This window comes from Thermostilla marina (assembly GCF_054657455.1).
In genome coordinates, this window is the sequence record NZ_BAAHYR010000001.1 from 244,135 (window position 1) to 270,533 (window position 26,399).

Consider the following 26,399-nt stretch of genomic DNA (forward strand, 5'->3'; position numbering starts at 1 on the left):
GCCTGCGCCTTTTGTCGGCGCAGGCCCGGCGTCTGCTTCGTGTTCGACCGCCGCCGATTATTCCAAGTCGCCGTCGACGGCCAGCGTATCGCCCGCCTTCAATTGCACGCTTCGGCTTTTCTCACCGTAGCGTAGTGTGAACGCCGTGTCGCGTGTGGCGTGCAACACGGCCCGCACGAGCTTGCCCTGTTCCCAGGTGATATCGACCTTGCAACCGCAGCGGGTGTACAAGCCCCGGATGGAACCCGAAGGCCATGCGGCCGGCAGGGCGGGCAGAAGATCCAAGCGATCCGTCCGCGAGAACGCAAGCATCAAGGCCACGATTTGCGGAATGCCGCCGTTGCCGTCGGTGTTGTAGATTTTCGCGTGCGGCTCGTGCGATGTGATCAGGCTGTGATACATCGACTGCTTGACGCCCATCACTTCGAGTCGGCTGTACGCCTCTTCGGCCAACCCCAGGTAGGCCGCCGAGATGCCCGCCTGAACGCGTCCGAACGACGACTGCTCGCCGCCGCCGTCGGCACCGGCAATCTTGGCTTTCACGCTCAATTGGGCGGCTTTTCGCAATTCGGGCGAGGTTTCGAAGATCGGGTCGAACGTCTGGTAGCAGCCGACCAGTTGCGAATGGTGACGATGCCCCGGAGTCAATCGTCCGTCGGGCCATTCGGCCAGTTGCCCCTGATCGTTGATCGGATACGGCGGCAGCTTCGCCAGCAGCGATTCCCAACGCGGGACGTTTTCTTGTTCGATGTTCGACTCGCGGCACACGGCGATCAGCTTGCTCAGCACGAAGCGGGCCAAGGCGATGTCCATCGTGGCATTGATGCCGCAGCCCGTCTCGGGGTTGTACGACGGGTTGAACACGACGTGCCCGTTCTCGTCGACCTCGGTGAGGAAGTCTTCATAGAACGCGGCGATTTCCGCCAAAAGCGGCACGCAACGCTTTTCGAGAAACTCCCGATCACCGGTGTATTCGGCATAGTCGACGAAGAAGACGGCAAGCCACGGCGCACCGCCGGTCCAGAAGATGCCTTGCCAGGTTCCCCAGTGCAGTTGCAGGCAGCAGTTCGACGCCCGCGAATTGCTGAAGAAACCGTCGCATCCGTAGATCGCCTTCGCGTTCGTTCGCCAATCGGGATAGAAGCTTTCGATCAGTCGGAAGTAGCCTTCCATCAAGTCGGGCATGTCGCAGCTCAGCACACCCGACATGGCCGCTTGGATGTTCGTATCGAGGGTGAAGTCGCCCGACCAGTTCGGTTTCCACGTGCCGGTCCAAATGCCTTGCAGGTTCGGCGCCAACTCGCCCAACGAGCACAACACCATGTACCGGCCCGCGTCGAACATTTTTTCGGCCAAGGCGGGCGGAAGCTTTCTCTCCGAAGCGGCTTGGGCAAACAAGTCTTCGACCGGCAACCGCCGCGTATCACCGCACCCCAGATCGAACGTCACGCGATCGAAGAGGGCCGCTTGCGCCTTCGCGTGCGGATCGAACAATCGATCGTAATCCATCGACACCTCGGCCAGCGACGCTTTCACCTGCGGCAACAGGGCCGTTGCCTGTTCGGTCGTGCGATAGGCCACTACCGAACTGTCGGCCAACGGCGGATTCGGCCGGTACCGGCCCAAATTCTCGACCGCAAAATCGGGATTCTCGGGCGAGTAGTTCCAGGCCTCGCTCTGTTCTTTCGGCAGCGGCGTCTTCCACGGTACGATGCGGGCAATCAGAGTGACGGCGTCGGCATCGTCGACGTGCAACACGTTGTCTTCGACCGAAGTCTTGCCGTCGGTCGCGATGCGGACGACCGTATCATATCCGCCTTTGCCGCGGGTATAGACGTTGTGATACGTCACGTACGCGGGCGAGACCTGCTGCGTCGAGTCGATCCCGTCTACCTCGATCCGATCGAAGACCAGATCGCAGCGACCGGGCCCCTTGAGCCTTGCCACGATCAGGTTGTCCGTCCGCGACACGAACATGCGGTACTCGGTGCGGCCCTGCGGCGTTTTCCAAGCGACGACGACCTCGCCGGTGCGGAAGTCCTCCGTGCGACGGTAGTCGGTCACGTCGCCTTCGATCGTCCGCCGAATGCGGATGAACGCGCCGGGATGGTATGGATCGGTCCATATCAAACCGGGAAAGCCTTGTTCTTTCCCTTTTTCCATCAAGAACGCGATCGCCTCGCGGAACTTGCGATTGCGGACCATTTCGCGGACTTGGGGTACATACTGCGCCAACCGCGGCACGATCTCACGACTGCCCAGCGGCAGGAACAAGCGGCAATGGTTCAAGATCAACGTTTCGTCGCCGGGTTTGCCGTAGATCAACGCGCCCATCCGGCCGTTGCCCGCAACAAAACCGTCCTGCCATTTCTCTCCCGGCAGACGGCTGTACGCGCCTCGCTCGGGTATCGTGCCGGCCCGGGCCGACGCGGCGACACACACGGCCGAAACGACGGCGACGACGACGTGACGACAGCTCATGGCAGAACCTCTTCTTGTTCGAAACATGAAGTGGAAGGATAGAAACCCGAAAACCGTGAGGCGATCATCGATCGATCACAGCAGCGCTGGGCGGGGGGAAACACACTCCGAGTGGAGGGCCGCGTCCCATTCTGACGTCGGCGCTTCCCGCGTGCCAGCGCGTAGGCGTATGCCTTCGTCGAAAAGATGCACATCCGGCAGCGCCGCTTTCAAATTGCGGCACGGCACATCGACCGCATGCAGGCGACCTCGGTGAACCGAAGCCTTCTTTGGTGCCCCTGTTTCCGAGGGAAGATGTCTAGTTCTCGCGAAGGAGCGAATGATCTCACTCCCATTTTCTTCAACCGGTGCTGTTGATAAACTTGGTGCCGGGCACAAGGTCTCGTCAAAACCGGCGCGTTCGATACGTTGACACTCCGGTTTCGGGGGCAGACGGTTCCGATTTGCAAGTTCGTGCTTGGGATGGGTGATTCGCTCCTGTGAATCGCTCGTGTGAATCGCCGCGTGCCGAGGAAGCGTCTGTCGGATGGCTGTTGAGGATCTCGTCTGGGAACCTTCCTATCGCCGCCTTTGGGCGTCGGCTGAACTACGTCGCCGAGTCGAAACTGCCCGCGAAGCCTTGCGCGCTTGCAGCTTGTGCGGCAGGCAATGCGGTGCCGACCGGCTGGACGATACCAGGCGATGGGGATTCTGTCGCACCGGCGCTCGCGCGTTGGTGGCGAACCATTTTCCGCATCACGGCGAGGAACGCTGTATCAGCGGTACCCGCGGCTCGGGAACGATCTTTTTCGCGAATTGCAATCTGCGTTGCATCTTCTGCCAGAACTTCGACATCAGTTGGTTTCCGGCCGGCTTGCCGGTCGATGCGGAACGTCTTGCCCGCATCATGCTCCAACTGCAAGAACAGGGCTGTCACAACATCAACCTGGTGTCGCCGTCGCACGTGATTCCGGAGATTCTCGAAGCCGTCGAGATTGCCGCGGGCGAAGGCCTGAAGTTGCCGCTGGTGTACAACACCGGCGGCTACGATGCGCCGGAGGGTCTCGAACTGCTCGACGGAGTAATCGACATCTACATGCCCGACATCAAGTTCGTCGATCCACAAATTGCGCATACCTTGGCAACCGCCGAGGACTATTGGGATGTGTGTCGACGCGCCGTTACCATCATGCACCGGCAAGTGGGCGATCTGGTGTTGGATCTCGACGGGATCGCCCTCCGCGGACTGCTCGTTCGGCATCTCGTGCTGCCCGGCGACAAGGCCGGAACCCGCACGGTGATGGAATTTCTCGCCCGGGAAATCTCGCCGAATACCTACGTGAACGTGATGCCGCAATATCGTCCCGAGGGACGTGCCGGCGAGGTGGAAGGCATGTCGCGCCGCCTGCGCCGTGAGGAATACCTGCAAGCGATGGAAGCCGCCCGCGAGGCCGGACTCAAACGGCTTTGCCTGCGCTAGTCCACGGCGTCCCCGTCTACTTGGATCGGTGCCCACGATCCTCGCATGATGCTTCAACGAAGCCGCCTTGTCACATCGTGCGGGGCTCGTGCGTAGTACGAAACGACATCTGCCGTGCGGATGCTCCGACGCTCGGTTTCTTTTGTGCCCATAGCGACGTTGTCGACTATAATCGGCTGCGACGGGGTAGAACTTTTCTCATGCAGGAGGTTCGCATGGGCTCGACGATCTCCAACGGACGAACGGTCGACGAGTCACGTCGATGGTTTCGCATCGATCTCGAAAAGATCACCGATCTACAAAAACAAGCGAAGGAACTTCGCCGCGAGTGGAACGCGTTCGCTGCCAAGGTCGATTCGGCATTCAAGGCGTTCAAAGAACAAGGCAGCCCTCTTCCCGCAGATTTTTGGCAGCGCTACACTTCGCTCGACGAAAAGCGCCGCCGACTGATCGCCGCGATGCGTGCCGCCGTTTCCGAACTTCCGCCCGAACCCTGGAAATTCGAAGACGACGAAGCATCGCTCGATACCATCGACGCGGCACTTGAATCGTTGAAAACGAAGATCCGCGAAAGCCACGCGACGTTGCGGTCGCATTTTCTCGATCTGGTCGATCGCTTGCGGGAAGTTTCGCGCCTCGATACCGACCTTTCGAACGGCGACGAGATGCTTGCCCGACCGAAGGCCGACCTCGTATGGCTCGACGAACTTGTCGAAAGGAACGACTACGAATCGTTGTTCTCGGACGAGGCCACCCGCAAGATCGCTTCTCTCGAATCGTTGTCGGGGCTGATCCGCGCGTCGGCCGATCCTGCCGACGATGCACACACGTCGGCGACCGGAACGACCGACTTCGACACGCTCCAGCAACTGTTCGAGCAGGTGGCCGATGCCTATTCGCTTCGCACCGCGTTGGCTTGTTCGCGCGGCCGCGTGTGGCTTCGTAACGACGAGAACGCCGGCGCGGAGCACGGACGCGCCACCGTGGAACAAATCCAAGCCCTCAGTGCGAAGTTTTCCAAACCCTTATCGGCGTCGGCGACCATCGCTTCGTCGGCCCCTAAACCGAAACCCTCGGCGCCGAGCGATGCGTCCACCGGTGCCGACCGGCCGCCCGTCGACACGGCAAAGCTGCGCGAACTTGCCAAGAGAGTGCGAATTCGAAGTGAAGAAATCGACGGCGAAGCGGCCGCCATGCGCAATGGCAACGGCGAACCCGGTAGTATCGAAACGGCCGTGTACGAGAACCTGGCCCGATGCTGCGAACTGGTCGCCGAAATCTTCGAGCGACGCGGTGACGACCGTACCGCCCTACGTGAGGAGCTGGTTCAAGGGCTGCATCTCCTGGCGGAAGCCCAGAATGCCGTCCGCGTGTTCGGTGAGATGAGCGACACGGAAAAACCGATTCCGGAACAAGAACCGATCTTCAAGTGGCTGCGCAACGTGGTGAGCGAAGACGTCGAGGCGGTCCGGATCGATCGGTACATGCGATGGGAAGACCGCGCCGATCCCTACGCCTTCAAAGACTTGGCGACACGGATCCACGGGCTCGAGCAACAATTGGCGAAGGCGCAACGGGCGAAAGAACTCCTCGACGAAATCGCCGACGTGAGCCGGCAATGGACCGAACAGTCCGATCCGCACGTGTGGAAGACCTTGAATCGCAAAGTCGAAGAATTCGTCCGGTGCGGGCGTAAGACCAGCGATCCGCAGCTACGCGATGCGCTTCTTCCCGAGGCCGAGGCACTGCTCGGACCGCGTCCCGAGGAATGCGAGCCTTCGCCCGAACTGAATGAGGCACTCCGTTTTCTGGAAGAATCCCTGCGGCAAAGCGAGGAAGAAGACGACTTCGACAGCGACGAAGGGCGCGAATCGCCGGAAGTCGCTCAAGCGGCAAGCTGGCTGCGCGGCAAGAAAATGGTGGTCGTAGGAGGCATCGGAAAGCCGGAGGCGTCCAAGCGTCTACAAGAAGCCTTCGAACTGGCCGCGCTCGACTGGGTACCGTCGTCTTCCGGCGATCGCCGAAGCGACCTGCGCAACAGCGTGCGCGGTGCGGATCTTGTCGTATTGATCACCAAGATCATCGGGCACGGCCAGGCCGAAGAGATTCGCAACGCTTGCAAGGAATACGATATCCCCTACGTGCAGACGAAAGTCAATGCCGGCTACGGCGTGAACCAGATCGCCGCCTGCATCGTCGAACAAGCCAGCGATCGCTTGTCGCACAGGGCTGCACCGAACGAACCTGATGCGTGACGGCTAGGTACGCGCGCCGTTCGTCGAGTAAAAACGCCCCGCTGCGGTCGGCATCGGGGCGTTGCACTTGACGGCATCGTCATCCGGCGAATTCCGTCTCATCGCCGGTTCAAGCGGCTTCGTCTTTCTTTTCGGCCAACTTGTCGAGCAGAATGTCGGCGTCGGGCGTAACCTTTTCGAAGTTGGCCGGCAAGTCGGGGTCGACGTTCTTGACCGCCCAATTCAGCCCGGCGGTGACGAACGCGGCAAAGAACGGGCTGGTCCACACGTCTTCGGTGTGACCCATCGAGGTGAAGAACACGTTGCCCTTGCCCTGTCGCCGCGCCCACGTGCAGGGGAACGGCGGCCGGCGGTAGCAATCGCCTTCCAGGTACCGCGTTTCTTGGATCAGGATCACGTGCATGTCGTGATTGAAGTTCTTCATGCAGTACCATTCGTCGAAGAAGGCGACCCCCTCGGCCAACCCCAACGAAGAAATCGGCGGTAGGCGGTGCGACGAAATCGACAACGACGCCTCCTGCTGCGGACCGTGCACGATGAACTCGCCGCCGAGCATTCGCAGGAACGGATCGACCTTTTCGGGCGGTGCGTTGACGTACTTTTCGCCGGGCGTCCGCCAGCAGGCACACGTCGAGTGAAAGCCGAAAAAGCCTTTGCCGTCTTCGATCGCGGCCATCAAGCGGGCCTTCCCTTCGGGCGACATGGGCGGCTCGTTCAGTTCGTTCGGCTGCGTGAGGTCGTTGTTGCAGTAAAAGGCGAAGGCGTCGTACTGGGCGAGGTCCTGATCGAACACACGACCGTCCTTCGTGCAGACGACCTCGATGCCCATCTCGTCGCCGATCTCGACAAGACGACGCTCACCGAAGCTCAGCTCTTCGCCGTCTTTGCGCTTCACGATGTCGTGGTAATAGCCCACGTTCCGCGTGAAAAAGAGCACCTTTTTCTTTTTCTCTTGCGCGTACAGTCGGGGCATGTGTCCGGCCGCAAGGGCCAAGAATGAACCCGAGACCAGCTTGAGCATGTCGCGTCGTTGCATGGTGATTTCTCCCAAATCGTGCCTGGATGAAAACCGCCGGTTCGCCGATCGCTCGACCGTCGTGCAGCTCGGATCGAGTCGATTCCCCCCGGAACCTGCGTGTCATGCTGCGAAGGTAATTCGCCCGACGACGCAACGCAATCGCCGGGCGAGAATCGGTCGACCGAATTGCGGAAAACGGCAACAGGGGCGTTGCCGAATGCCGCGTTATTTGAAATTCCCTTCGCCGTGGACGATCGCGTGTTTGCCGTGGCAGTCGGTGCAGGGCGAGTCGACCGTCACGTAACGACCGTTTTCACGACGTTGGCTGAGGTGTTCCTTGCGGTAGGCCTCCACCTTGTCGGGATGCTTGTGTTTGGGATGGCATTGTTGGCAGAAGGGTTCGATTTCGGCGCGTCCCCAAATGACGTCGGGGCGAATGATGTTGTATTCGTCGCCGCGATGCGTCAACGAATCGCCGTGACAGGCCATGCACGTGATTCCCGCATCGAGATGGACCGAGGCGATCAATTCGTCCTCGAAGTCGATATGGCACACCATGCACGACTGGTTGTCGGTTTCGTAGCCGGAATCAAACAGCAGAGGATCGTCGGCGTTGTACTTGGGGTTCTTGACGAGGATCATCTCGGAATCGCCGGCGGCGGCTCCGCCCGATTCCCAGGGCATGGGCCCCAACGGCACTTCGCCGGCACCTTCCGACGAACCGGCCGCTTCTTCGGCGGGCTTTTCGGATTCGGAGTCGGCGGCCTCTTCGGCGGCCGGTTGAGATTCCTTCGTCGCGGCATCGCCGGCCTGCGGCGCTTCGGCCTGCTCGACGGTCTTGTCGTTTTGGTCGGCTTGCGGCGACTCACCCGAGGTTGTCGCCTCGATCGAGAGCCCCAACACGATCAACAGCAAAACAGCCAAAGTCGAAAAGATGAAATGTCTCTGCTCACCCATGGTGAAGATACTCCCAGTGCGGCGGCGGTGAGTCGGACGAAGATGAAAGAAACGATCGGCAAACACGACGGACACCGAATGCGTCGAGACGGGGGACGGACGTGCGACCGCCCCCCTCCAAGGCAACCATAGATCGACGTGTCGGACAACGCAAGCGTCGACCGCCCGCGCGGCCCACGCGACGTCGCAGGATGTTCAGCTCACACCCACTCCCAGCGACGGAGCCACTCGTAGTCTTTCGGCAGGTTCTGCCACATGTGGTCGGCGATCTCTTGGACCTCGGCCTGTTCGCTTTCGGCCAGGTCTTCCGCCCGCCGTTCCAAAATCGCCGCCGCGGCGTTCTTCACCTGGTCGACGGTGATCAACCCGGGAATCGCGGCGGTCAATTGCGGACAGCTCAGCACGTACCGCAACACCAGGCGGGCACGGCGATCGTCTTCTTCCTTGGTCGCCGAGTTCGGTTCGCCGCGCGACTTGAACACGGCACCGCTGGCAAACGGCTTGATGCCGATGAAGCCCACGTCGTACTTCTCGAAGGCGTCGAACATGCTGCCCCGCGGCGCCCGCTTACTGCCGGCGGTGTACGGCGTGACGATCACTTCCAACTGCGGATACTTCGCCACGGCCTCGGCGATCCAGTTTCGGTCGTGACTGGAAACACCGGTGAAGCGTGCACGACCGGTCTTTTTGGCCCACTCGAGGGCTTCCATGGCGATCTCGATTTCGGCCTCGGTATTCCGGCGGCTGGTTTGCTCGTGCATGGTGATCCGCCACAGGTCGACGTATTCGAGGCCGCCGGCCTTCAGGCCCATGTCGAGACTTTCTTTCATCTTTTCCAGCGAGCCGCCCCAATTCGGGAACCGGCTTTCGTGCCCGCCGAAAGAATACCCGAAGTAGATCTCCTCCCGGCGTTCCTTGACGGCCTCGCCGTAGGTGATGACTTCGTGATCCCAGCAGGCGTCGATGTAGTTGATGCCGTGATCCATGGCCGCGTAGATGACCTCGCGGCGGTTCTTCTTGAACTCGGGCGTGCCGTATCCGTAAGGAATCCGCTTCCAATGGCCACCCATGCTCACCGCCGAAATCCACAACCCCGTGCGGCCCAGGCGACGGTACTCCATGTTTTCGTTGTAGCTGCGGGTCTTGGTCGGATCACCGGCGTCGGGAGCCGCCGCTGCCTCCGCGGCCCGACCGGCAGCCGTCGCCGCCGCAGCCGCGGCAGCCGTACCTTGGACGAATTGGCGACGATTCAAATTGGCATCGCTCATCAGAAAAGCTCCTACGCTTGTGTGCAAGAAAAACGAAAAAGGGGAACGCGGCCGATCCTGCGAGCAAAATCGGACGGGAGCGAAAACGGAAGGATACGGCGCCCCTTTACACGTCGTTTCAATACCCCTATTAGAATCACCGCAACCGGGGCAAGCAAGGATATTGTCGACAAAACAAAAGATGCGCCGCTACTTTTTACCGATTTTTGCCGGTCGACACCCCAGAACACCCCCCCTCCGGGGAGTCCGCCCGGTGAGCGATTTCGAAATCTGATGCGCGCGCCGCAGCCGGTACCGACTCAGCCTGCCAAACGATGCCGAATGCGATTCGCCGGTGTGAAGACCTCCTGACGGCTTTGGTACCGGTATACCATCCGGTAGGCGTCTTCGGGCGTATCGGTGTAGTGATTGCGCAGCAGGGCCGTCGCTCGGAACCCCATTTCTCGGAAGAAGAGTTGGGCGGGCAGGTTCGTCTCGCGAACCTCCAACACGATCCGCGTTCGACGCTGCGCCGACAGCTTGCCGATCAGCTTGAGGATCATTTGCGTGCCCACCCCGCGACGTCGCCAACCCGGCGCCACCGCAAAGTTGAGCAGCCGGATTTGCGACCGGTGCAACTCGTACAGCATGTAGCCGACGACTTCGTTCTCGAACTCGGCGACCATGCCCACGACGTTGCGGCTGAAAAGCATCGTTTTGAATTCGTCGTAGGTCCACGGGAATTCGAACGAGGCTTCCTCGATGGGAAGCACGTCGGGAAGGTCGCGCAGACTCATCCAACGCACCAGGACACGAACCGTCGTTTCTTGCCTGGACTCCATGAGGGCCTCCTTCCTTGTCGGCCGGGAAGCAGTTTCGCCGGGAATCGAGCCGCAAACAGCCCGCGGGATCACGCGGGTAGATTCCCAATCGCCGAATCGGCTTCCCCGTGGAATCGAATGCGGGAAACGCAAAACACAACGGCCTCTCACATGCCCCGGTGGGCGACGCTCGGCTGCGGCTCCTTCGGTTCTATCGGCATTCGTTCCGGTAGAACTAGGCCGAAACCCGAAAGTTCCCCCACTCTTTGGAGCGGCTTGCCGTGCCGATCGCCCCGAAAGCCCCGGGGCTCGGTTCCGCGATTTCGACGCGCAGGCAGAATGAGCACGCGACCGGGAGCGGCCCGGTCCAACATCCCTGTTGTTGACTTCCAGCCGAATCGCGGCGTTCGCCTTCGTTAGTGACCGGTTCGCGGCACCCCGCCGCAAACGGTTCGCTGAAGGCCGAACAGCGGGTAACTTATCACAAGTGCCGAAAACGGCCAACCCAAACTTGGGGCATGCGAAACCCGCCGCTTGCCGGGAGTTCTTTCGGGAGCGGCCGTCCCCTTGCCGAAGACAAGATTTCGTGGCACGCCGTTCCAAAAGGCACAACAGATCGGATGAACGTCTACCGAAATTGCAATCGGTGCCGCCGAATCCCGCGTGAATCAGTCGCCCACGTCCGCGGAATCGGGAGTCTCGGCCGAAGGCTCGGGAAAGATCATCGCCTCGGCAAAGGCCCAACGAAAATCGGCGATCGTCGAAAGATCGACGTGCATCGCCTGCCGGGCGATCTCCTCGGCCCGCTTGCGCACTTGCAGCGAGAACGCGGCCAGCATGGCGCCGGCGAGCGAGGTGTTCCCGCAATAGCGAATGCGGTCGCGCGGAACATTGCTCGGCAGCAGGCCGATCCGTTGCGCGTTGCGACGGCGGATGTAGTTGCCGAACCCGCCCGCCAGATAGACCGAGCAGAGTTGTTCCGGTCGAATACCGGCGTATTCCAACAAGGTGACGATTCCCGCCCGAATCGCTCCCGACGCCAATTGAAGCTGACGCACGTCGCGCTGCGTGAGCACGATGTCGCGACCGTCGGCGGTTTCGGCGGCCGGAACGAGCACGAACGCCCGCTGATTCTCGAGCTGCGTCACGCGGTTGCGGATATCCGAAGGCCAATCTTTTGACACCTCGTCGGGCCCGCACATGCGCCCGTCGGGATGAAGGACGCCCAGCTCGAGCAACTCGGCCGCGGCGTCGATCAAGGCCGAACCGCAAATTCCGCGGGGCTTTTGACCGCCGATCACCTGGTAGTGCCAACGGCCGTCTTCGGTCCAAAAGCGTTCGACGGCGCCGTCGGCCGCCCGCATGCCGAACCGTATTCGGGCACCTTCGAACGCCGGTCCCGCGGCGGTCGCGGCGGTCACCAGCCGATCACCGGTATGCAACACGATTTCGCCGTTGGTCCCGATATCGGCAAGCACCGAGACGCCCGGCTCGTCGAGCATATCGGTCGCCAACACACCGGCCACGATGTCGCCGCCGACGAATCCGCCCATGCACGGGAAAACGTAGGCCTGCGCGTGCGGATGGATACGAATCCCGATATCGCTCGCCGGCAGCGTCAGCCCGCGCGAAACGGCCGGCGTGAAGGGGCTTTCTCCCAAGTACCGCGGATTCAATCCGCACAGCAAATGCTGCATCGTCGTATTGCCGGCGAAGCATGCGTGGTAGATTTGTTCGGGCGCAATGCCCGCCTCGTGGCACAGCGTTTCGATCGATTCATTGATTGCCGCGACCAATTTGCCGTGCAGTCGGGCGACGCCGTCGGCGTTTTCGCGGGCATATTGGATGCGGGAGATGACATCGTCGCCGAACTGCGTCTGCGGATTCAATCGGGCAGAAACCAGCGGCTTGGCGCGACTGCACGTATCCAACAAAGAGACGACCAGCGTCGTCGTTCCCAGGTCGACCGCGAGCGCAAAACACCCCGCATTGGTGTGTCCGGCGCGAATGTCGAGCAGTCGTTTACCCGAAAGGACGGCCGTCACGCGTCCGTCTGCGGCGCGGACGGCTTCGGGCAATGCCCGCAACGCCCCCACTTCAGGCTCGACCGGCCCCAACACGTCTTCCAGCCGTTTCAAATCGGCGAGGGCTTCGGATCGGTCGGGCGAACCGATTTCGACCAACCGCGGTGCGATCGGCCGATCGCTCAGATCGACCTCGCCTTGCCCCAGCGAGCAACTGGTCAAAATTTGATGGGACACCGTTTGGAGCGAGCCGGCCGGAATCTCGATCGTCAACGATCGATCGACCACGATCTGGCACGCCAGCCGTTCACCACGGGCTTTGGCCTCGGCGTCGAGCACGGCTTCTTCGGTGGACGACAACGGCGGCGCCCCGTCGGTTAGAATGACGCGACACTTGCCGCACACGCCTTCGCCCCCGCAAGGCAAGTCGAGCACGATACCCGCCGCGGTCAACACGTCGACCAACCGCGATCCGCGCGTCGCTTGCAGCGTGATCCCGTGCGGTTGAACGCTTATTTCACATGGCTTGGCGGGCATGCCGAATCCTCGCTAACGGCGGAGTCGCCTTCGGGCGGTTCCTGATCGGCCTGCATCTCCCGCAGCAAGTCGATGAACTTGGCGGCGGTCGGTGCAAACACCTTCTTGCGGCGGTGGATGATCCCGATCGGCCGCTTCAATTTCGGCGTGATCAATTCGACGGCCTTCAGCGATCCCGCCTCGACTTCGCGGCGGACGGTCGGTTCGGGTAGAATGCTCACTCCCGCCCCGATCTCGATCGCCTGCTTGATCGTCTCGATATTGTCGAACTCCATCGCGATTTGAACCGAAACCGCCCGCTGACGCAACGATCGATCGATCTCTTTTCGGATCATCAAGTCGGGATCGAAGGCCACAAACTTGTGTCCTTGCAGATGTTCGAGCGTCACGGCCGAATGCTCGGCCAGCGGATGATCCGGCGGGCAGACCAGCACCATCGGCTCGTACCGCAACGGAATGACGACGATTTCCTGCGTCCGTCGCGGATACGAAACCAGCCCCAAGTCGACTTCCGCCGAGGCGACCGCCTCGTACACGCGCTGCGGATGCTCGAACGTCAATCGCACGTTCGCCTTCGGATGCCGCCGCATGAACTCTTGCATGCAGCGGCTCATGTCGTGCAATCCGATCGAGTAGATCGCCGCCACGCGGACGACTCCGGCAATGTCCATCCGCACCGATCGAATGCGGGCTTCGAGGTCTTCGAACAGTTCGAACATCTGCCGAAGCCCCTCGAAACACACTTGGCCTTCGGCCGTCAGCGTGAAGGGGCGCCGCGAGCGATCGATCAATTGCACGCCGAAGTGCTCCTCGACCCGGTGGACGGCCTGCGTCACCGCCGATTGACTGATGCCTGCCGCGCGGGCTGCTTTGGAGAAGCTGCGCTGTTTGACGACTTCACAGAAAAGCTGCAACGTGTCGAGATTCATGTTTCGCTCGTCGATTGCCCCTTCGGATACGTGTCGTTCGGCCGATTGATCGCCATACGTCACCGGACGTTCGTCGACCTCGCGTTCGCGGTTCCCCCCGAGCGTGCGGCGTCTGCGGCCCGACCATCGCCGGACAAAAACGTCTTTCGGATAGTATAAGCAGTGCTTATATTTTGTCCACGAATTACCGTCCGGTATCGCCTTCCAACGCACGACGAAGCGGCGTGTCGCGATCGCAAGTTCTCGAATGGTAGGGGATTGTGTCACGGAGGCGTCCGTCGGTGAAAAACGTGGAAATCGGTCTTTACCCGATGCCGGGGAATCGTCAGAATACCGCCACGTGACGATGCCCCGGCAGGCAGTCGTGCGCGATTTGCCGCGCGACTGGATCGGTCTGGGGGTATCCGCCGTGGGTGGCAAGGACGTCTGACCCGGATTCAACAAAGGAGTGTTGCACGTGAACAAGAGAACGCGAATTCTCGTCTCGTTGGGGGGAGTCGCTGCGCTGGCGGTCGCCGTGATGGCCGTTCGAGCACAGCAGGGCACAACCACGGCGCCCCGCATCCCCACCATCCGTAACGTGGCCGTCGTCGACATCGGCTACATTCTCGAGAACCATCTGCGGTTCCAGAACGAACAGAAGGCCCTGACCGAAGAAGAAAAGCAGGCCGACCAGGCGGCCCAGGATCAGCAAAAGGCGATCCGCGCGATGGTCGAGGAGTTGAAGACGCTCGAACCCGGCAGCGTCGCCTACACGCAGTTGGAAGACCGCATCATCCAGCAGCAGAAGGCCTTCGAGGCGAATGTCCTGAAGCTGCGCCGCGACTTCCTCACCCGTCGGATGAAGCTGGTCTACAACACCTACCAAGAGATCGCCACCGAGATCGCCTACTACGCCCAAAGCAACGGGATCGTGATGGTCTTCCGTTTCAACGGCGACAAGGTCGATCCGAACGTGCCGGACGACGTGAATCGTTACATCAACCAGGCGATCGTGTTCCACGACCGCAACCTGGACATCACGCCCGCAATCTTGCAGCGGTTGAACGCTCGGGCGCAAACGGCGACCAGCGGCAATGCACCCGCCGCCGGTTATCAACGTTTGCCGACCCCGAATTACCGCTGATCGGCCTCGGTAGTGATTCGCGTTCGGGGGAACGATTCGGGCAAGTCCGCCTACGGCAGCAGAAGCGGCAGGTCGGCCGGGTCGGCCTGCCGCGGGCGTCCCCGCCGAATCGTCCGCCGCCGAATCCCGTCGTGTATGTCGGCACAAGTAGCCCCACGAAACCGCCAGGGATGATTGGCATCGTTTGATGTATCGACTTCGCAAACAACGCACGATCGCGCGGTCGACCGTCGTTTCCGGCTTCGGATACTGGAGCGGCCGGGACGTCGACGTGGAATTTCGACCGGCAGAAGCAAATACGGGCGTGGTGTTCGTGCGCGGCGATCTTCCCCATCGCCCGCACATTCCGGCCCATGTCGATTACCGCGTCGAGATCCCACGACGCACTTGCCTGGAGCGCGACGGCGCCCGGGTCGAAATGGTGGAACACATTATGGCCGCCTTGGCGGGCCTTCACATCGACAATTGCGAAATTCACGTGAACGCCCCCGAAATGCCCGGCTGCGACGGATCCAGCCTACCGTTCGTCGAGGCCTTGCAGGCGGTCGGCACGGTGGAACAACCGGCATGGCGGCCGCTGCGGGTGGTGACCCGCGTCTTCCGCGTCGAAGAAAAAGACGCCTGGTTCGAAGCGCGACCCGCTTCGGGCGGCGAATTGTTCTTACGCTACCTGCTCGATTACGGTGCCGAAGGCCCCATCGGCAGGCAAAGCTTCGGGCTCTGCTTCGACAGCGAAAACTTTTGCCGCGAGCTGGCCCCTTGCCGCACCTTCATGCTCCAATCCGAGGCCGACAAATTGTTGGCGATGGGCCTGGGAACACGAACGACGACCAGAGACTTGCTCGTCTTCGGTGAAAACGGTCCCATCGACAACACGCTTCGTTTTCCCGACGAATGCGTACGGCACAAGTTGATGGACATGGTCGGCGACCTGGCCTTGGCCGGGTGCGACTTCATCGGGCGTTTCTGCGCCTATCGCAGCGGACATCGGCTGAACGCCGAATTGACCAAAACGATCCTGCGGGAAACCGAGTCCCTGGAAACCGTTCGGCGCTGCGCCTGACCGAAACGTAATGAGGAACGAACGCCGAGGGGGACGAGAGCCTGTTCTCCGCTCTCGGCCCCTTCGCGTGTTCACCCTCGAACGAGGCCACATCATGGGAACGAAGATCGCTCCGAACGCCCACATCGACCCTCGCGCCGAACTCGACCACGACGTCGAGATCGGCCCCTTTTGTTTCATCGGCCCGAACGTGAAAATCGGACGCGGCACCAAACTGCTCAACCACGTCACGCTGCTGCGCGACGTCGAACTGGGACGCGACAACCTCGTCTACCCGTACGCCGTCCTCGGCGGCGACCCGCAAGACATCGCCTATGCCGGAAGCCCGACGCGCGTCGTCGTCGGCGACCGCAACGTCATCCGCGAGTCGGTCACCATCAATCGCGCTTCCGAGAAAGAGGCCGGCGTCACCCGCATCGGGTGCGACAACTACTTGATGGCCGGAGCACACGTCGCCCACGACTGCCTGGTAGGAAACCACGTCATCATCAGCAACGCGACGTTGTTGGGCGGACACGTCCACGTGGCCGACCACGTCACCATCTCCGGCGGCGTCGCCGTCCATCATTACGTGACCGTCGGCGAATACAGCTACATCGCGGGCTTGAGTCTCGTCCGGCAAGACGTACCTCCTTACTTGCTGGTCGAAGGGCACCCCGCCCGGCCGCGATGCCTCAACTTGATCGGCATGCAGCGCAAAGGGTTCTCGAAGATCATCATCGACCCGATCGCCGACGCCTTCCGGCTCATCTACCAGGAACGAAAACGGCTGGACGAAGCCGAACGCCTATTGAAACAACACAATCATTTCACGCCCGAGGTGCAGGCGCTGCTCGAGTTTCTCCGCCGCCAGCAAAGCGGGCGCCACGGGCGCGAACGTGACGGGCGATTCGTCCGCGAAAGCGCCGCGTAAAACGAACGCCCGGCGCGAACGAACGCGAATTCAACCGGAGGTACGGACCGTGAGAAAACTGCGAATCGGAGTGGTCGGATGCGGACGACTCGGCGGCTTCCACGCCCAAAAACTCGCCGCCATGAAAGACGTCGATTTGGTCGGTGTGGTCGACCCCGTCCCACAACGGGCGGCGAAACTGGCCGACGAATGCGACACGATCGCCCTCTCCGAACCGCAGGCACTGATCGGCAAGGTCGATGCCGTCGTGATCGCCGCCTCCACCTCGGCACATCACGCGCTCGCCCGTGCGTTCCTCGATGCCGGGATCCACGTGTTCGTCGAAAAGCCGATCACCGTCACCGACGAGGAAGCCCAAGAGCTGATCCGTCTGGCCGAAGCGAACGGTCTCGTCCTGCAAGTCGGACACGTCGAGCGATTCAATCCCGCCTTCCAAGCCGTGCTGCCGTATGCCGATTCACCGAAGTTCATCGAGGCCTCTCGGTGCGGACCGTTCACCTTCCGCTCGATGGACGTCGGCGTCGTGCTCGATTTGATGATCCACGATATCGACCTCGTGCTGTCGCTGGTCCGCAGTCGGCCCGTCCAGGTCGACGCGCTGGGCGTCTCCGTCCTCGGCGGCGAAGAAGACGTCGCCCATGCCGTGATCCGCTTCGAATCGGGGTGTACTGCGGTACTGAAGGCGTCGCGGGTAGCCTACGAGCCGGTACGGGCCATGTCGATCTGGACGCCCCGCTCGTGGGCGAAGATCGATTTCGCCGCGCGGACCGCCGAGGTCGTCGAGCCGAGCGAAACTTTGCTGGCGCGCCGTCTCGATGTCCGCAACCTGAGCCCCGACGAACTCGAATACTACAAAGAAAACCTCTATCCTGAGCACTTGCCGCGGACGCGGATCGTCACCGAGCCGGCCGACGCGATCCGGCGCGAGCTGCGGGATTTCGTAGACAGCATCCGCACGCCCCGTCGGCCGCTGGTCACCGGCTACGACGGCGCGGCGGCGTTGTCGCTGGCCCACGCGATTCTCGATTCGCTGGCCGAACATCGCTGGGACGAAAAAGCCGACGGCCTGGCCGGCCCGCACGCGTTGCCGCGGCCGGCGGTCGTCCCCGCTCCGCATTTCCGCGTCGTGAACCCGGCGGAAACGCCCGGCGAAAAACCCTTCCGACGCCGCGAAGCCGGGTGATCGAGGCCGAAACCGCCTTCGCCCGTCTGCGACGTCGATCTTTCTTTCGCGAATCGCCCAACCGCGCGGCGCTTGCGGCCGTCGTGTTCTCTTACGGCATCTCGGTACCGTGTGGATAGTGCGTTCGGTCGTGTCGCGCCGAATCACCCGCGCTGCATGGTGATCGCACAGTTCTCTCGGCTTTTCGGCCTTCCATCGATCGCTACCGAGGCGGCCGTCCACCGGCACGAAGGTCTCGCACCGTTCTCAATCACATGCTGGGCAAGTTGCGCCGTTTGGGCAACCACTATGGATTATTCCTAATTTTCTGGCTGTATCGAGCCGATTTAGAGGCAAAGCCCGACCGAGGGCTTGATGTTCCTCGATCGGCCTTGGGAATCCTGTGTTGTCGTCGAGCCGTCGGGCCGATCCGGCGCCGACGGTTCGGCGGCTGCCTAGCGCCGCGAAAGGGATCCGATCTCGACCGCCACGGCGGTGTTCCGGCATCCCTGCTGCGCAAGGAGCGCGCCCCGGCCGTGTTCGTTCGGCTGCACAGTGCGCCGGTTCGGTGCAAAGCGAAGGGCGTCCCCGGTCGAATTCATTTCACAACCGAAGGGGGTGTATCGTGGCACACTGGAAGACGGTGCTGCTTCTGGTCGCAGCGACCGCCTCGACCAGCCTCGGCTGCTGTTATGTGCGGCCGATGCACGGCCTGATCCTACGCGGAGACTGGTCGCTGGAGGTGAACAGGGTTCCTTGGATCAATCAACGGACGGTGAATTCGAACGACGCCGCGTACACGTGCGGATCGGCGGTCGTCTCGGAATCGGCCGTATCTCCCACGCCCGTCGAAAGCGAAGCGACGGCGATCGTCGCCCCGACCGCCTATCATGCCCGCCGTTGCCTGCGATGTGCCGGCGGCGTGCAACCGGCGGTGGCCGCCGAACCGGCGGGAGTCGCCGCAGCGGCCGAACCTGCCAAGTTCCATCCGGTTCCCACGGCACCGGTATTCCATCCCGAGCGTTCCTCTTCCGGCGGAGAAAACAACGCTTCCGCCGATGCGCCCGCCTCTTCCAACCCCGAGCCCGCTCCGCCGAGCAAGCCGGAAGTGATTCCGACCCCGGCCCCGATGCCGCCGTCGCAGTCTTCCGGCTGGAAGGCACGCGGCAACGTGTCGACCGCCGCGTCGAAGAAGCCGACCAGTTGGGTGTTCCGCGCGGTGCCGGTCGATCCGACCGAGCCGACACCGACATTGGCTCGAGCGGGTGCGTCGGTCCGACGTTAGGTTCTCGTTGCGCGGTGGGCGGTCGCCCGATTCGTTCGGAAACACCCCACCACGCCCCGAGGCTGCAAAGATAGGCAGACTTTGCCGGTTAAACCCCCTGTCGTCAAGGAAGATGATGTTGTCGCCGATGAATCAAGGGTGAACGGGGAGGACAACAGGGTACCTTTCTACCCACCTCCGATCACGCCCTTCGCCCTGATCATATCCCACTATCGCTCACTGCCGTAGGACCTGCCGAGACATGCACGAAATCGCAACCGGTCGAACGCTGCTGTTGAGTTGCCTGTGCACCGCCGCCGTCATGTTGGGAACCGTGAGGGCGGTCCCGGCGTCGGAGCTACGCGAAACCCCTATCGTTCGGGCCGTCAAGGCGGCGCGGCCGGCCGTGGTCAACATTCGCGGTGAAAAGACGCTCATCACCACGGCGGGCACCAACGGCCAGATCGATGCGGCACGACGCGTCAACGGCATGGGAACCGGCGTCATCATCGACTCCCGAGGCTATATCATCACGAACCACCACGTGGTCGACGGCGTCCGGGAAATTCAGATCACCCTGGCCGACGGCCGCCAGTTCATCGCCGAACTCGTCGCCCGCGACCCCGAAACCGACCTCGCGATCATCAAGATCGACGTCCCGGAACCCCTGACGGTCATCAACATCGGCACGTCGTCCGACCTGATGCCCGGCGAGTCGGTCGTCGCCGTCGGAAACGCCTACGGATACGAGCACACCGCGACGCGCGGGATCGTCAGCGCCTTGCATCGTGCCGTCCAAGTCAGCGATGCCCAGTTCTACGACGACCTGATCCAGACCGACGCCAGCATCAACCCCGGCAACTCGGGTGGTCCGCTGTTGAACATCGACGGCGAGATGATCGGGATCAACGTGGCGGTTCGGGCGGGCGCCCAGGGCATCGGCTTTGCGATTCCCGTCGACAAGGTCGTTCGCGTGACCACCGAACTGTTCGCCCAGCTCAACGAAAAGCACGTGCGGCACGGTCTCGAATTCGCCGCCACGTCGCCTTTGGAACATCGCCTGGTCGTCGCCGAAGTCGAACCGGAAAGCCCCGCTGCCGAGGCGGGAATCGAACCCGGCGATGTGATCGTCCGCGTCGACGACATCCCCGTTCGCAGCGAACTCGACTTCCAACGGGCGATTCTCGACAAGAAGCCCGAGGACGAGCTGGACATCGTCGTCTCCCGCAGCGGCGAGGAAGTCTCGGCCGACCTGGCCCTCGCCGCCCCCGCCGTCTCCAAGCTCGATCACGATGCGACCTGGGAGCTGTTGGGTTTGCGGCTCGAACCGATGCCCTCCGACGAGTTCAACCGCCGCTTCCACACACATTATCGCGGCGGATTGCTCATCACCGAGGTCCGACCCGGCAGCCCGGCTGCGGCGCAGGGATTGCGGGCGGGTGACGTGCTCGTCGGCATGCACATTTGGGAAACGGTCAACCTGGAAAACGTCCGCTACATCATGAACCGGCCCGACCTCGCCTCGCTGTTGCCGTTGAAGTTCTACATTTTGCGAGGCAACGATACCTACTACGGGTATCTCTCGGTGGCGATGCACCAAGATCCGTAGGCCGACCGTCCGTCGCTTTTCCCGACGCCTTCGGCAATGCGTCGTGACGGCCTGCATTGGTAAAAGGTTCTCGATTTTCCGCCCCGCCCGCCGATATTTTCTTGTTTCGCGCGAAGGGAGGCCGGCCGCTTCCATCGCTTGCAACCCGCACACACGGCGATCATAGTAGGGTGCGCGCATCCCCATCCGCGTCCGAAGGATCGACATCCCCTCCACACTCGGGCGCAGCGTGTTTCAACCCGTCATTGTTCATACCGTCATCACTCGAGGAGGTCCGTCATGGCGTTCAAAACCAGTCGTCGTCGTTTCGTTCAGACCACGGCCGCGGTGGGCATCGGTTATTGGGTGGCCGGCGGCGTCAAGGCAAAAGAAAGCACCTCGCCCAACGAGCAACTGCAATTCGCGTCGATCGGCGTGGGCGGCAAGGGCCAGAGCGACTCGGCCGACGCGGGCAAACACGGCAAGATGGTCGCGATCTGCGACGTCGATGAACGCACCCTCGAAGGCGCCGCCAAACGATTCCCCGACGCCAAGAAGTACTTCGACTTCCGCAAGATGTTCGAGGAAATGGGCGACCAGATCGACGCGGTTACCGTCAGCACGCCCGACCACTGCCACGCTGCCGCCTCGCTGATGGCGATGCGGATGGGCATCCACTGCTTCACCCAAAAGCCCGCCACCCGCACGATCTACGAAGCCCGCCTGCTGGCCAAAGTCGCCGCCGAAACCGGCGTGCAAACCCAAATGGGCAACCAAGGCACGGCCAGTGAAGGGCTCCGCAAGGGGGCCGCTCTGCTGCGCAAGGGTGTGGTCGGCAAGGTGAAAGAAGTCCATGTGTGGACGAATCGCCCGATTTGGCCGCAAGGAGGACAACGCCAGCCGGAACAACCCGTCCCGCCGTATCTGCACTGGCAAGAGTGGATCGGTCCGGGACGTTTTCGTCCCTACGCACCGGGGTATCATCCGTTTTCGTGGCGGGGATGGTGGGACTTCGGCACCGGGGCCCTGGGCGACATGGGCTGCCACGTGATCAATCTGCCGTTCGCCGGATTGGAATTGCACAATCCCGTTTCCGTCCAGGCCGAAACGTCGGGCCACAATCGCGACAGCTACCCCAAGTGGTCGATCATCACCTATGAATTTCCGGCCAACGAGTGGCGTGACGGCTTGAAGATGATCTGGTACGACGGCGGAAAGACCCCGCCGTTGGAACTGTTCGAAGGTTTCCAGGATCCGCTTCCCCCCGGTTCGACCGGCAGCTTGATCGTGGGCGACAAGGGACGCTTCTACTCGCTCCATCGCCGCGGCGAAGAGTTCTGGGTGCTCGGCGAAAACGCCGACATGGACGCCGAATTCGAGGCCTCGCCCGGTCACTTCACCGAATGGGTCGAAGCGATCAAGGGCGGCAAACCGGCCATGTCGAACTTCCCGAACTACGCCGGGCCGCTCACCGAGGTCGTCCTCCTCGGCAACCTGGCCGTCTGGGTGGCGAACGAACCGGGCCCGGGCGAAAAGGTCGAGTGGGATGCCGAAAACCTGAAGGTCAAGAACATCGACGGGCTCGAACCGCTGATCAAGCCCGAATATCGCGACGGGTACGTCCTCGACGCGTGACACACGTCGGGCGATTTCCCGCACCTCCATAACCCGACCGGGCGGCGCGCCGTGCACGTCGCCCGGTTTTCTTCGGCAACACCCCTGTTGCCCGAATGCCGCCGCTGCCGGTGCAACATGACGGCACTTTCACACGACGCAATCGCTCGGCTTCATCCCGCCCCTGGAAAACGGGTTCCTCCATCTGGTAGAACGACCGAAAGGAGGCCCGCACGGTGCGGTCCCGACAAACGAATACGGCGACGCGCGGCAATCGAAACATCTTCCCGGGGCACTTGATATGAAACGGCATTTTTTGGGCTGGAACCGGCCTGTTCTCGACACGGCGGTCGAATTTCTCTTGCAATTCGGTCGTCGCGGACGTCGCTATCTCGGCGACGACGTGCTGGATCTTTCCGACGTCGTGATCGCCGTTCCCGGCGGTCGATTCCAACGACGGCTCGAACAACACCTGGCCGAAACGGCCGAAGCACGCGAGTTGGTCTTGCTGCCGCCGCGGATCCTCACGATCGGGCGGCTGCCCGAACTTCTGTACCGAGCCGCCCGCCCCTTCGCCGACAACTTTACGCAGCTTTCAGCCTGGGCCAAGGCGATCGGCGACATGCCCAAGTCACGGCTGCAACACCTGACGGCGAAGGTTCCCGAAACGCTGCACGATCGCATCGAGTTGGCGAAGATCCTTGCCGCCTTGCATCGGGAACTGGCGGCCGACGCCCTCGATTGCGAAGCCGTGCTTTCCCGAGCCGCCCGCGCAACCGCCGCGCAGGACGACGACTTTCCGCGTTTCGACCGTCGCGAAATCGAACGCTGGGAAACGCTGCGCGACTTGCAGCACGCGTATTTGCGCGTACTCGATTCGCTCGAACTATGGGATCGCCAAACGGCACGACTCGTCGCGATCGAAAAGAAAGAATGCAGCTTCGAAGGGCGCATCGTGTTGCTGGGGACGGTCGACATGAACGTCGTCGTCCGCCGCATGCTCGATCAGGTCGCCGACCGTGCGACCGTCTTGATCGCCGCGCCCGAAGCCCTGCAAGACGCCTTCGACGACCACGGCTGCCTGGTAGTCGAGCAGTGGCAACATCCTCCCGAAAACCTCGCGCCCGATCACATCCGCGTGGTCGAAGAACCGACCGACCAGGCGGCCGCCGTGCTGGAAACGCTCGCCGAATGGGGCACGCGGTTTCCTGCGGAAGATATCGTCATCGGTGTCCCCGATCAACGCGTGATCCCCTACGTGCAGCAGGCGTTGGAGCAGCACTCTCTTGCGGGTCGCTACGGTGTCGGACGGCCCGTCTCACGCACCGAGCCGTACCGCATTCTCGCCGACTTTGCGGCGTTCATTTCAGAAGGAAAGGCGTCGGCGTTTTCCTCGCTGATCCGCTATCCGCAAATCGGCGAATACATCGACCGCCGCGTCGAATCCGCGTGGTTACCGGCCGTTCAAAAACTGTTGCTCGATCGGCTTCCGGCAACGATTCCGCGCGATTGGTGCAGCGATTTCCCCGTTTGCGACGTGATCTCGGCGGTTTACGAACTGCGCGACATTCTCGCGCCGCCGGAAGGCCCCGCCACGTTTCTGCCGTCGGCGTGGGGCGATCGCATCGCGGCCTTCTTGGCCCACGTGTACGGCGAGCGGTCGCTCGACGAGAACGATCGGCAAGATCGGCGTTTGATCGCCGCCGCTCGCGCACTGGTCGCCGCGGAACAAGAGATCGCCTCGATTCCCGACGCGGTGGCCGAACCGATCGACGCGGCGACGTTCGTAAAATGGGTCTTGGAGGCGGCGGCCGCACAGCCGATCCCCGAACCGCCGATGCAGGGTGCCATCGAGATGCTCGGCTGGTTGGAGCTTCCCTGGGACGACGTGCCGGCGATGGTCGTCACCGGCATGAACGAGGGGATCGTTCCGTCCTCGGTCGAGGGCGATCCGTTCTTACCGAACCGCCTGCGCGCCGCCTTGGGATTGGACAACAACGCCCGTCGCCTTGCCCGCGACGCCTACGCCCTTGCGGTCATCACGCATACCCGCAGTGAATGGCGATTGATCGCCGGTCGGCGTTACCAGGACGAGGCGCTTCTGCCCGGCCGATTGCTCTTTTCGCGCGACGACGCGACCGCGGCGCTACAGGCGGTCGAGTACTTCGGCGAAACGTTCCCGAAGTCGCCGTATGTGCTGTTTCCTTCGTCGGTCGAAGACCGGCACTGGACGTTGCCCGCCCCGCGAAAGTTGAAACGCCGTTTCGAGTCGATGCGGGTGACCGCCTTTCGCGATTACCTGGCCGATCCGTACTGGTTCTACCTGGTGCACGTGTTGGGCCTGGAGTCGGTTGCGCGACGGGCGGAGGAGCTGACCGGCGGCGCTTTCGGCACCCTCGCCCACTCGATCCTCGACCGATTCGGCAGGGAGATTCCCGACGAAACCGACACCGACGCCATCGAAGCCTACTTGCACGCCCAGGCCGACAAGTTGTACCACGGTCTGTTCGGCGACAACGCTCCGGCCACGGTGGCCGTGCAATTCGAGCAGCTCAAGCAGCGGCTGAGCCGCTTCGCCCAGTGGCAATCCCGACGACGTCGCGACGGTTGGGAAATCGTCGAATGCGAGTTTCAGCCGCCCGATCGCGGGGCGTTCCTCGAAGTCGACGGACAGAAAATGTATCTTCGCGGGCGCATCGACCGCATCGACCGGCGCGACGACGAATGGGTCGTCTTCGATTACAAGACATCGGACGACGTCGACCCGCCGAGCAGATCGCATCGCAACCGCAGCGGCGAATGGATCGACCTGCAATTGCCGCTGTATCGACATCTGCTCCGTGCGCACCGGCTGTTTGCCGACACGGAGAATGTTCGCGTGCAACTCGGTTACATCTGCCTGTCGAGCGATCTCGACGCGATCGGTGAGCAACTGGCCGACTGGAGCGATGCCGACCTGGCCTCGGCCGACGAGACCGCCCGCAACGTCGTGCGCTCGATTTGGGCCGAAGATTTCGAACTCAAGAACCCCGACGCCTTCGGCGACTGGTTGGGCTACGTGCGGCCTTGAGGCATCGGACGTGCCCGGACCGCGTTCTTTCCCGCGGTCGCAGCGAGCGTGCGTTCCGCTCGCCCGGTACGCGTCGCGCCCCTTGTCGCGCCGGAGCCATCGTCCACAATGAACGAAACGGCAGGCGATCGTCGGCTTCGGTGCCCGAACTGAGCGAGGAGGAAGGACCCGTGTGCGGCCGATTCACCTTGCGTGCGCGACCTGCGGCGGTGGTCGAGCATTTCGCGTTGTTTCCGCCGGATATTCTCGACGGACTGCGCCTTTCGCCGCGGTTCAACATCGCCCCGGGCCAACCGGTGTTGTCGATTCGGCGCGACAAGGAAGGCGCCCGCGTGCCCGCCGTGGTGCGCTGGGGCCTCGTGCCGCACTGGGCCAAAGACCCGGCAATCGGCAATCGCATGATCAATGCCCGCGCCGAAACACTTGCCGAAAAACCGGCCTATCGGACGGCGTTCCGGCGTCGGCGCTGTCTCATTCCGGCCGACGGCTTTTACGAATGGCACAAGAAAGACGCCGCGAAGCAGCCTTACTTCTTTCACAAGAAGGACGACGGTCTGTTCGCCTTTGCCGGTTTGTGGGAACGCTGGGAGGGGGCCGATCATTCCTACCTCGAAACGTTCACGATCGTGACGACGACCGCCGGCGAGGTCGTGCGCCCATATCACGATCGCATGCCGGTGATACTCGATCCCCAGGATTATGACACGTGGCTCGATCCCGAGGCCGATACGGCGTCATTGCAGTCGCTGTTGCGTCCCGCTCCCGACGATTGGCTCGAAGCGTATCCGGTTTCGACACTGGTGAATCGCCCGATCCACGACTCGCCGCGCTGCATCGAACCGGTCGATCGACAGGGCACGTTGTTTTGAAA

General features: G+C 62.3%; 18 protein-coding genes. 11 read left to right on the plus strand and 7 right to left on the minus strand.

Annotated elements, in window-relative coordinates; all coding sequences use genetic code 11:
- Positions 1–57: 57 nt before the first annotated feature.
- Complete coding sequence (locus ACYQ2I_RS00890) at positions 58–2,481, minus strand: glycosyl hydrolase family 95 catalytic domain-containing protein (protein ID WP_460165096.1); 2,424 nt, start codon at positions 2,479–2,481, stop codon at positions 58–60.
- A gap of 526 nt (positions 2,482–3,007) precedes the next feature.
- Between ACYQ2I_RS00890 and ACYQ2I_RS00895 the strand changes: the two genes are divergently transcribed.
- Both ACYQ2I_RS00895 and ACYQ2I_RS00900 read left to right on the plus strand, forming a co-directional pair.
- Positions 3,008–3,940: a radical SAM protein gene (locus tag ACYQ2I_RS00895; protein ID WP_460165097.1), complete on the plus strand. Its 933-nt coding sequence runs from the start codon at positions 3,008–3,010 to the stop codon at positions 3,938–3,940.
- 215 nt (positions 3,941–4,155) lie between these two features.
- Positions 4,156–6,195: a DUF2325 domain-containing protein gene (locus tag ACYQ2I_RS00900; RefSeq protein ID WP_460165098.1), complete on the plus strand. Its 2,040-nt coding sequence runs from the start codon at positions 4,156–4,158 to the stop codon at positions 6,193–6,195.
- 109 nt (positions 6,196–6,304) lie between these two features.
- Here the strand turns inward: ACYQ2I_RS00900 and ACYQ2I_RS00905 are convergent, their stop codons facing one another.
- From ACYQ2I_RS00905 to ACYQ2I_RS00930, 6 genes are all read right to left on the minus strand, one after another.
- Positions 6,305–7,231, minus strand: a complete 927-nt coding sequence (locus ACYQ2I_RS00905; RefSeq protein WP_460165099.1) for a ThuA domain-containing protein — start codon at positions 7,229–7,231, stop codon at positions 6,305–6,307.
- Positions 7,232–7,438: 207 nt separating this feature from the next.
- A complete protein-coding gene (locus ACYQ2I_RS00910; protein WP_460165100.1) occupies positions 7,439–8,170 on the minus strand; it encodes a hypothetical protein in 732 nt (243 codons plus the stop codon).
- Positions 8,171–8,370: 200 nt separating this feature from the next.
- The gene (locus ACYQ2I_RS00915) at positions 8,371–9,438 is read right to left on the minus strand and encodes an aldo/keto reductase (RefSeq protein ID WP_460165101.1); all 1,068 of its coding nucleotides are present in this window, start codon (positions 9,436–9,438) and stop codon (positions 8,371–8,373) included.
- Between the two features lie 299 nt (positions 9,439–9,737).
- Positions 9,738–10,259, minus strand: a complete 522-nt coding sequence (gene rimI / locus ACYQ2I_RS00920) for a ribosomal protein S18-alanine N-acetyltransferase (RefSeq protein ID WP_460165102.1) — start codon at positions 10,257–10,259, stop codon at positions 9,738–9,740.
- Positions 10,260–10,906: 647 nt separating this feature from the next.
- Positions 10,907–12,799: an ASKHA domain-containing protein gene (locus ACYQ2I_RS00925; RefSeq protein WP_460165103.1), complete on the minus strand. Its 1,893-nt coding sequence runs from the start codon at positions 12,797–12,799 to the stop codon at positions 10,907–10,909.
- Positions 12,775–13,995, minus strand: a complete 1,221-nt coding sequence (locus ACYQ2I_RS00930; protein WP_460165104.1) for a LysR family transcriptional regulator — start codon at positions 13,993–13,995, stop codon at positions 12,775–12,777. Before ACYQ2I_RS00930 ends, ACYQ2I_RS00925 begins: the two co-directional genes overlap by 25 nt.
- Positions 13,996–14,185: 190 nt before the next feature.
- Between ACYQ2I_RS00930 and ACYQ2I_RS00935 the strand changes: the two genes are divergently transcribed.
- From ACYQ2I_RS00935 to ACYQ2I_RS00975, 9 genes are all read left to right on the plus strand, one after another.
- Complete coding sequence (locus ACYQ2I_RS00935; protein ID WP_460165105.1) at positions 14,186–14,854, plus strand: OmpH/Skp family outer membrane protein; 669 nt, start codon at positions 14,186–14,188, stop codon at positions 14,852–14,854.
- Positions 14,855–15,041: 187 nt separating this feature from the next.
- Complete coding sequence (gene lpxC, locus ACYQ2I_RS00940; RefSeq protein WP_460165106.1) at positions 15,042–15,917, plus strand: UDP-3-O-acyl-N-acetylglucosamine deacetylase; 876 nt, start codon at positions 15,042–15,044, stop codon at positions 15,915–15,917.
- Positions 15,918–16,011: 94 nt separating this feature from the next.
- Positions 16,012–16,830: an acyl-ACP--UDP-N-acetylglucosamine O-acyltransferase gene (lpxA, locus tag ACYQ2I_RS00945; RefSeq protein ID WP_460165107.1), complete on the plus strand. Its 819-nt coding sequence runs from the start codon at positions 16,012–16,014 to the stop codon at positions 16,828–16,830.
- A gap of 49 nt (positions 16,831–16,879) precedes the next feature.
- Positions 16,880–18,013, plus strand: coding sequence for a Gfo/Idh/MocA family protein (locus ACYQ2I_RS00950; protein ID WP_460165108.1), 1,134 nt, complete (start codon positions 16,880–16,882; stop codon positions 18,011–18,013).
- A 604-nt stretch (positions 18,014–18,617) separates the two neighbouring features.
- Positions 18,618–19,277 (plus strand): hypothetical protein, encoded by a 660-nt coding sequence (locus tag ACYQ2I_RS00955; protein WP_460165109.1) that lies wholly within the window; start codon positions 18,618–18,620, stop codon positions 19,275–19,277.
- A 241-nt stretch (positions 19,278–19,518) separates the two neighbouring features.
- A complete protein-coding gene (locus ACYQ2I_RS00960) occupies positions 19,519–20,865 on the plus strand; it encodes a trypsin-like peptidase domain-containing protein (protein WP_460165110.1) in 1,347 nt (448 codons plus the stop codon).
- A gap of 279 nt (positions 20,866–21,144) precedes the next feature.
- Positions 21,145–22,479: a Gfo/Idh/MocA family protein gene (locus ACYQ2I_RS00965; protein WP_460165111.1), complete on the plus strand. Its 1,335-nt coding sequence runs from the start codon at positions 21,145–21,147 to the stop codon at positions 22,477–22,479.
- A 280-nt stretch (positions 22,480–22,759) separates the two neighbouring features.
- Positions 22,760–25,528, plus strand: a complete 2,769-nt coding sequence (locus ACYQ2I_RS00970; RefSeq protein WP_460165112.1) for a PD-(D/E)XK nuclease family protein — start codon at positions 22,760–22,762, stop codon at positions 25,526–25,528.
- Positions 25,529–25,698: 170 nt separating this feature from the next.
- The gene (locus tag ACYQ2I_RS00975) at positions 25,699–26,397 is read left to right on the plus strand and encodes an SOS response-associated peptidase (protein WP_460165113.1); all 699 of its coding nucleotides are present in this window, start codon (positions 25,699–25,701) and stop codon (positions 26,395–26,397) included.
- The last annotated feature ends 2 nt before the right edge of the window (positions 26,398–26,399 follow it).